Source organism: Propionivibrio limicola (assembly GCF_009469695.1).
Lineage (GTDB): Bacteria > Pseudomonadota > Gammaproteobacteria > Burkholderiales > Rhodocyclaceae > Propionivibrio > Propionivibrio limicola.
In genome coordinates this window covers 99,606-106,633 of record NZ_SSSR01000007.1, presented here as the reverse complement: position 1 = coordinate 106,633, position 7,028 = coordinate 99,606, and the positions used below count along the sequence as shown (strand labels likewise).

Annotated in this window: 8 protein-coding genes; all 8 read left to right on the top strand. The window is 64.3% G+C overall.

The window, feature by feature from the left end; translation table 11 throughout:
• Positions 1-303: 303 nt before the first annotated feature.
• The 8 genes from GH659_RS07635 to GH659_RS07600 all read left to right on the top strand — a co-directional run bounded on the left by GH659_RS07635 (position 304) and on the right by GH659_RS07600 (position 7,014).
• Complete coding sequence (locus GH659_RS07635; RefSeq protein ID WP_153110770.1) at positions 304-918, top strand: riboflavin synthase; 615 nt, start codon at positions 304-306, stop codon at positions 916-918.
• The gene (gene ribBA / locus GH659_RS07630) at positions 915-2,042 is read left to right on the top strand and encodes a bifunctional 3,4-dihydroxy-2-butanone-4-phosphate synthase/GTP cyclohydrolase II (RefSeq protein ID WP_153110768.1); all 1,128 of its coding nucleotides are present in this window, start codon (positions 915-917) and stop codon (positions 2,040-2,042) included. The genes GH659_RS07635 and ribBA overlap by 4 nt, the downstream gene beginning before the upstream one ends.
• Positions 2,043-2,082: 40 nt before the next feature.
• Positions 2,083-2,565: a 6,7-dimethyl-8-ribityllumazine synthase gene (gene ribH / locus GH659_RS07625; protein WP_153110766.1), complete on the top strand. Its 483-nt coding sequence runs from the start codon at positions 2,083-2,085 to the stop codon at positions 2,563-2,565.
• Complete coding sequence (gene nusB, locus GH659_RS07620; RefSeq protein WP_153110765.1) at positions 2,562-3,050, top strand: transcription antitermination factor NusB; 489 nt, start codon at positions 2,562-2,564, stop codon at positions 3,048-3,050. The genes ribH and nusB overlap by 4 nt, the downstream gene beginning before the upstream one ends.
• Before the next feature lie 75 nt (positions 3,051-3,125).
• Positions 3,126-4,106, top strand: a complete 981-nt coding sequence (gene thiL / locus GH659_RS07615) for a thiamine-phosphate kinase (protein ID WP_153110763.1) — start codon at positions 3,126-3,128, stop codon at positions 4,104-4,106.
• Positions 4,087-4,593 carry a phosphatidylglycerophosphatase A family protein gene (locus GH659_RS07610; protein ID WP_246167773.1) on the top strand — a complete coding sequence of 169 codons (507 nt, stop codon included), beginning with the start codon at positions 4,087-4,089 and terminating at the stop codon, positions 4,591-4,593. Before thiL ends, GH659_RS07610 begins: the two co-directional genes overlap by 20 nt.
• A complete protein-coding gene (locus tag GH659_RS07605) occupies positions 4,590-5,099 on the top strand; it encodes a CinA family protein (RefSeq protein ID WP_153110760.1) in 510 nt (169 codons plus the stop codon). The genes GH659_RS07610 and GH659_RS07605 overlap by 4 nt, the downstream gene beginning before the upstream one ends.
• Before the next feature lie 85 nt (positions 5,100-5,184).
• The gene (locus tag GH659_RS07600; protein WP_153110758.1) at positions 5,185-7,014 is read left to right on the top strand and encodes a type IV pilus assembly protein FimV; all 1,830 of its coding nucleotides are present in this window, start codon (positions 5,185-5,187) and stop codon (positions 7,012-7,014) included.
• Positions 7,015-7,028: the final 14 nt, after the last annotated feature.

The window sequence follows — 7,028 nt, the reverse complement described above, 5'->3', positions numbered from 1 at the left end:
CGGTGCGACGAAGAGCGACATGACCAAAGTCGTCAAGGGCGTCGCGCCGTTCCTGCTCTCGCACTCCATCGTGCTGCTGCTGATGATCTTCTTCCCGGACATCGTCATCGTGCCGGCCCAGTGGTTCGGCGCCAAGTAAAAAAACACGGGTAACAGCCAACGAAACGGGCCAGCCAATGCTGGCCCGTTTTTCTTTGCGGCGACCAGCTTTCTCTGGCCTCGCGGCCGCCGATGGTCCGACGTGGTAGAATCCGGCCTCTTCGCCGCACTGACCTTCCCCCATCTATCTGATTGATCCTCAATATGTTCTCCGGAATCATCGCCGCTGTCGGGCGGATCACTGAACTGACGCCGCGCAACGACGGCACGCCGACTGTTCGCCTGACCATCGACGCCGGTAGCCTCGGTCTCGATGACGTCGCCTTGGGCGACTCGATCGCCTGCAACGGGGTTTGCCTGACCGTTGTCGACAAGCAGGACAAGCACTTCTTCGTCGACGCCTCGCCCGAGACGCTCTCGTGCACGGTTGGCCTGAGCGCCCCCGGCCCGATCAATCTGGAAAAGGCGCTGCGCCTGGCCGACCGGCTCGGCGGGCATCTGGTCTCCGGCCACGTCGACGGCGTTGGCGACGTGCTGCGCTTTGACCCGGTCGGCGACAACCGCCTGCTCGAAATCCGCGCCCCGCAGGAACTCGCCAAGTACATCGCGCGCAAGGGATCAATCACCATCAACGGCGTCAGCCTGACCACCAACACTGTCGACGCCGCCGTGTTCACCATCAACCTGATTCCGCACACGCTGGAAGCGACCACCCTCAGCCGTTTGCAAGCGGGTAGCCGGGTCAACCTCGAAATCGACCTCATCGCCCGCTACGTCGAGCGTATGCTGAACAACGACGCACCGGAGGTCTCGCAATGACGAATCCAAAAAGGTCGCCGGCCATCTCGCCGGTCGAGGAAATCATCGTCGAGATGCGCGCCGGGCGCATGGTCATTCTCGTTGATGAAGAAGACCGTGAAAACGAGGGCGACCTCGTCCTCGCCGCCGAGCACGTCACGCCGGAAGCGATCAATTTCATGGTCACCCACGCACGCGGCCTCGTCTGCCTGACGATCACCGAAGCGCGCAGCCGGCAACTCGGCCTGACACCGATGACGAGCGACAACAAAAGCCCGTACAGCACCGCGTTCACCGTCTCGATCGAAGCCGCCGAAGGGGTCACCACCGGCATCTCGGCGCATGACCGCGCACGCACCGTGCAGGCCGCCGTCGCCCGCCATGCGAAGCCGGAAGACATCGTTCAGCCCGGCCACATCTTCCCGATCACGGCGCGTCCGGGCGGCGTCCTCGTCCGCGCCGGCCACACCGAAGCGGGCTGCGATCTCGCCCAACTGGCCGGACTCGAGCCATCTTCGGTCATCTGCGAGATCCTCAAGGACGACGGATCGATGGCCCGCCTGCCCGACCTGATCGAATTCGCACGCGAGCACGGCCTCAAGATCGGCACCATCGCCGACCTGATCCACTACCGCAGCCACAACGAAGCGCTCGTCAAGCGCACTTTTTCGAAGCCGGTGCACTCCGTCCACGGGCAATTCTCGCTGCACGCCTTCACCGACCAGACGACCGGCGAAGTACATCTGGCACTGACCTGCGGCGAAATCAAGCCGGAGAACGAAACGCTGGTGCGCGTGCACGAACCGCTCTCGGTACTCGATTTCCTCGACCCGACCAGCGGCCGCCACGCCTTCTCGCTCGACCAGGCGCAAGCCGCGCTGGCCAAGGCCGGTTCCGGCGTCATCGTGCTCATGCACCGTCCGGAAACCGGGCAGGACATTCTCGCCGCCCTCGGCGAGCAGACGCCGGCGCAGCGTCCGGCCGCGAAGTGGGATCCGCGCATTTTCGGCATCGGCGCGCAAATCCTGCGCGACCTCGGCGTCGGAAAAATGAAGCTCCTGGCCAGCCCGCGCCACATGCCGAACATGGCCGGTTTCGACCTCGAAGTCGCCGGCTTCGTCGCCGCACCGGCCGACCTGGGCTGACCTCCGACCGATTTACACCTTGCTATCTGGAAGCACTGACATGGCTCGCTACGAAAACATCTACGAATACGAACCCAGCCTCGAGGGCCAGGGGCTCGCCATCGGCATCGTTATGAGCCGCTTCAATCAGGACGTCTGCGAAGGGCTACTGGCCGCCTGCACGGCGGAACTGAAGCGCCTTGGCGTAGCCGCCAGCGACATCGAGATCGCCACCGTTCCCGGGGCGCTCGAAATCCCGCTAACGCTGCAAACGATGGCCCAGAGCGACCGCTTCGACGCCCTGGTCGCGCTCGGCGCCGTCATCCGCGGCGAAACCTATCACTTCGAGGTCGTCTCGAACGATTCCTGCCGCTCCGTCATGGAAGTACAACTCGATACCGGCATCCCGGTCGCCAACGGCATCCTGACCTGCGAGAACGATGACCAGGCGCTGGCCCGCATGCAGCAGAAGGGCAGCGACTGCGCCAACGCCGCCGTCGAAATGGCCAACCTGTTGCGCGCAATTGGAGAACGCCCCGCATGAACACCCAACCAGAAATGAACACCAACGAAAAGCCCGTCAACAAGTCGCCCCGGCGCATTGCCCGCGAACTGGCGATACAGGGCCTCTATCAGTGGCGCATCGGCGGCAACGACGAAGCGGCCATCGAAGCCCATCTGGCCGACGCCGACGAGTACGCCAAGGCCGACCGTTCCTTCTTTGCCAGCATGCTGCGTGGCGTCCTCGCCCAGCACGCAACGCTGGAAGAGCAACTGCAAGCCCACCTCGACCGGCCGTTTGGCGATCTCTCGCCGGTCGAAGCCAGCATCCTGCTCGCCGGCGCGTTCGAACTGATCAGCTTCCCGCAGACGCCCTATCGCGTCATCATCAATGAAGCCATCGAACTGACCAAGAGTTTCGGCGGCACCGATGGCCACAAGTACGTCAATGGCGTGCTCGACAAACTGGCCGCCACGCTCCGGCCGGAGGAAGTCGCCGCCAAACGGGCACAACGCGCCAAGGGGTAACGCCAACGCCGCAACACGTGGTGGCGGCGCTCCTTGCGGCGCCGCGCCGACTCCCCGCGCCGAAAGAAATTCGCCATGCCCTCCGAATTCGACCTGATCGCCCGTTATTTCGCCCGACCGACGCCGCAGGCGGTGCTCGGCCCCGGTGACGACTGCGCCTTGCTGGCCCCGGCCCCGGGCATGGAGCTGGCGATCACGACCGACATGCTGGTCGCGGGCACGCATTTTTTGCCTGACACCGATCCACGCCAACTCGGCTGGAAAACACTGGCGGTCAACATCTCCGACCTCGCCGCGATGGGCGCCCGACCACGCTGGGTGTTGCTTGCCGGCAGCCTGCCGAAGGCGGACGAAGCCTGGATCAATGCCTTTGCCGACGGCCTGTTCGCCTGCGCCAACCGTTACAACGTCGATCTTGTCGGGGGCGACACCACGCGTGGCCCGCTCAATCTCTGCGTCACCGCGCTCGGCGAAGTGCCGGTCGGACAGTCGTTGCGACGCGACCACGCCCAGGCCGGCGACGACCTCTGGATCTCGGGAGAACCGGGACTGGCCGCCTTGGGACTCGCCCACCTGCAGGGCCGGACGCAACTGCCCGACGCCTTGTCCCAACGCTGCATCACCGCCCTGCAACGCCCCCTGCCGCGCGTCGCACTCGGCCTGGCCTTGCGCGAACGGCAACTGGCGCGCGCCGCCATCGATGTTTCCGATGGTCTGCTGGCCGATCTCGGACATATCGTCGAATGCTCCGGCATCGACGCCGAGGTGTGGCAAGCGCAGCTGCCCGCCCGCCCGGAAGGCGCCGACCCTGCTTTGGCCCGGCAGTGCCAGATCGCCGGCGGCGACGACTATGAACTACTGTTTTCCGCGGCGCCCGAACACCGTGCGGCACTGGCGGCACTGGCCTGCGAACTTGAGCTGCCACTCTGGCGAATCGGCTGCTTCGTGGCGACACCGCCGTCTTCCGCGAGCACCGTGCGCCTGCTCGACGAGAACGGACAGCCCCTTCCCGTAACGCATAGAGGATTCGATCATTTTGGACAGGACGATCGGTAAATCGCCTTCGCTGCGCTTCCTTTTCTCGCATCCCGCCCACCTCGTCGCCTGCGGCTTCGGCAGCGGGTTGTCGCCCGTCGCGCCGGGCACCGCCGGAACGCTGTTCGCGTGGGCAACCTTCCTGCTGGCCCAACCGTGGCTGGAACAGTTGAGTCGAAGCGGGCAACTTGCCTTGCTCGCGGCCTGCTTCGTCATCGGCGTCCTCGCCGTGCACAAGACCGGCCGCGACCTTGGCGAGCCCGACCACGGCAGCATCGTCTGGGATGAAATCGTTCCCTTCTGGCTCGTGCTTCTTTTTTGCCCGGCAGGCTGGTACTGGCAAACAGCCGCGTTCCTTTTGTTCCGCCTCTTCGACATCGTCAAGCCGCAGCCGGCACGCTTCTTCGACGAACGGGTCAAGAACGGCTTCGGCGTCATGACCGACGATGTCTTTGCCGCCGCCTACACGCTGCTGACGCTGATTTTCATCGGCCATTTCCTGACATGAACGCACCGGACCAATCTCAACTGGAAGCCCTGGCCGCCCAAGTCGGTGCGCTCATGCTGGCCAATGGACAGCGTCTGGCCACGGCCGAATCATGCACCGGCGGCTGGGTTGCCCAATGCTTGACCGCCGTCGCCGGCAGTTCGGACTGGTTCGATCGCGGTTTCGTCACCTATTCGAATGCGGCCAAAGTCGACATGCTCGGCGTTCCGGCGGAGACACTGGCCGCCCATGGCGCGGTCAGCGAGGCCACGGCCGCCGCGATGGCCGATGGCGCCTTGTGCCACAGCGTGGCCGACTGGGCCCTGTCGATTTCCGGCATCGCCGGCCCGACCGGCGGCTCACCCGAAAAACCGGTCGGCACGGTCTGCTTCGGCTGGGCCGGCCCGGATGAATTCCGCCGGGTCGAGACCCGCCGTTTTTCCGGCAGTCGTGAAGAAATCCGACGCCAGTCGGTTCACCATGCACTGAACAAGCTGCTGACAATTGCGGCCAGCCGCTTGGCATAACACGCGGTGTGCACGAAAATTGCCGGGCATGCTGATATTCTTATGAAATCCGACAGAACGCCCCTTCGCCACAAACATTTTGCCAATGCTGCCACGCTTCCGACTCCTTCCGCTCCGCCTGCTGCTAACCGGCACCGCGTTGCAGCTCATGGCCGCCGCGACGCTGGCTGGAGGACTTGGTGAGCTGACCGTCCGCTCGCACCTCGGGCACCGTTTTGTCGGCGAAATTCAGCTGATCGAAAGACCCGGCGACGTCAATCCGGCGGAAACGTGTTTTCGCCTGGACCGCGCCGATGAGGGCTCTTCCGACATCCCACACCTGACACGCGGACGCATCAGCATCGAGCGCCAAAACGGGCGGAGCAAATTACTCATTTTCTCCGACCAGATCATCAACGATCCGGTGATCCTGATCAGGCTTCGCGCCGGCTGCGGCACTGAACTCGTCCGCAACTACACGGCCCTGATCGACCCGGGTCCGGTTGCCTCACCCGCCGCCCAGCGACCGACGCCGCCGGAAACACAACCGAACAGGGCTTCAAATACACCGACAGCGCAAACGGCGGAGAGCGAATCCCCCCCTCCGGTTGCCAAACCTCGTCCGGCGCGCCCACCCCGTGCGCAGACGCAATCGAACATGGCAAGCCGCATAGCGGATCGCCTGATAACTTCAGAAGGAGAAGGCGCCGGCGATCAGCCGCTCCCATTGCGCCTTTCGACCGAAATCACATCGCGAGCACTTGCACGAAAAGTATCCGAAAACCAGCGCGCCATGCTGCGTGCCGAATACCGCCTGCTCGACTCGCTCCATGCGCGGGCCATCGCACAACTGGCCATCACGGAGCGGCTCAGGGCGCTTGATGCGCAAGTCGAGAACCTGCTCACGGCCAACGAAAGCGCCGCGCAGGAATTGAAGGAGAGCGCAGCGCAGGCGCCCTCGGCTCCGCCTTCGCCCACTTCGCCCCCTTCGACAACGGACGCACCGAACGCACAACCCAACGGCTCGGCTCCATCGCCCGGAAGCATGGCGGTTGGCCAAGCAACATCATCATCCACCGCGGAACCCCTGCCCTACGTTTTCTGGCTAGGCGCCGCGCTGGCCGGCACGCTCGCCGCTGCGCTGGCTTTGTATCATCGGCAGGTCTCACGACGGCGTTCTGAAGCACCTCCGGCACCCACCGAAGCCCCACCCTCCTCCGTTGCCGAGTCCATGACAACCTTCCCTCAGGCCCGATTTTTCGAAACCATCGAGCCAGCATTCCAGCCAAACCAGCCGATGCGCCTCACCCCGGCGGCGACACAATCAGGGATCCCCGCGGGGGGGGCTGCCGCGCAGAAAGAGACGCTGGCACCTGTATCGAGTCGACACCTCGACATCGAGGTTGGCGGAGAGGATGAAAGCGATCACCGCACGACGCTGGAACTGGCCGAGATCATGATGGCTTTTGGCAAGAGCGAAGAAGCCACACAAACGCTCGAGGACTACCTCGCGCACCATCCAGGCGCGGCCCCCGAACCGTGGTTCAAGCTACTCGAGATGTACTGGATGGACGGCCTACGCGAGAAATTCGAGTCCAGCCTCGCCGAGTTCCGCACGCACTTCAACGCCGCCCCGTTGCCCTGGGAAGAGGCCGCCGATTTTTTCAAGGAATTGCCCCCGGCCACCGCGGCGGGAGAGCTTTCAATCGACGAGCGGTTGCAGCGCTTGCAGATCGCCGACACCTTCCCTGCAATCGCCGATGAAATAAGGCGCCGTTGGGGAACGCAAGACGCCTTGGCCTATCTTCGCACACTGCTTCGTGAGCCCGACCCGATGGTGCCACAAGGCTTTACCCTGCCGCTCATGCGCGAATTGCTGCTGCTGAAGGATGCACTGAAGTCGCAGCTGGCTGCGCGTGCCGCCCCGGCATCGTAGCGATGCGTCCGGGT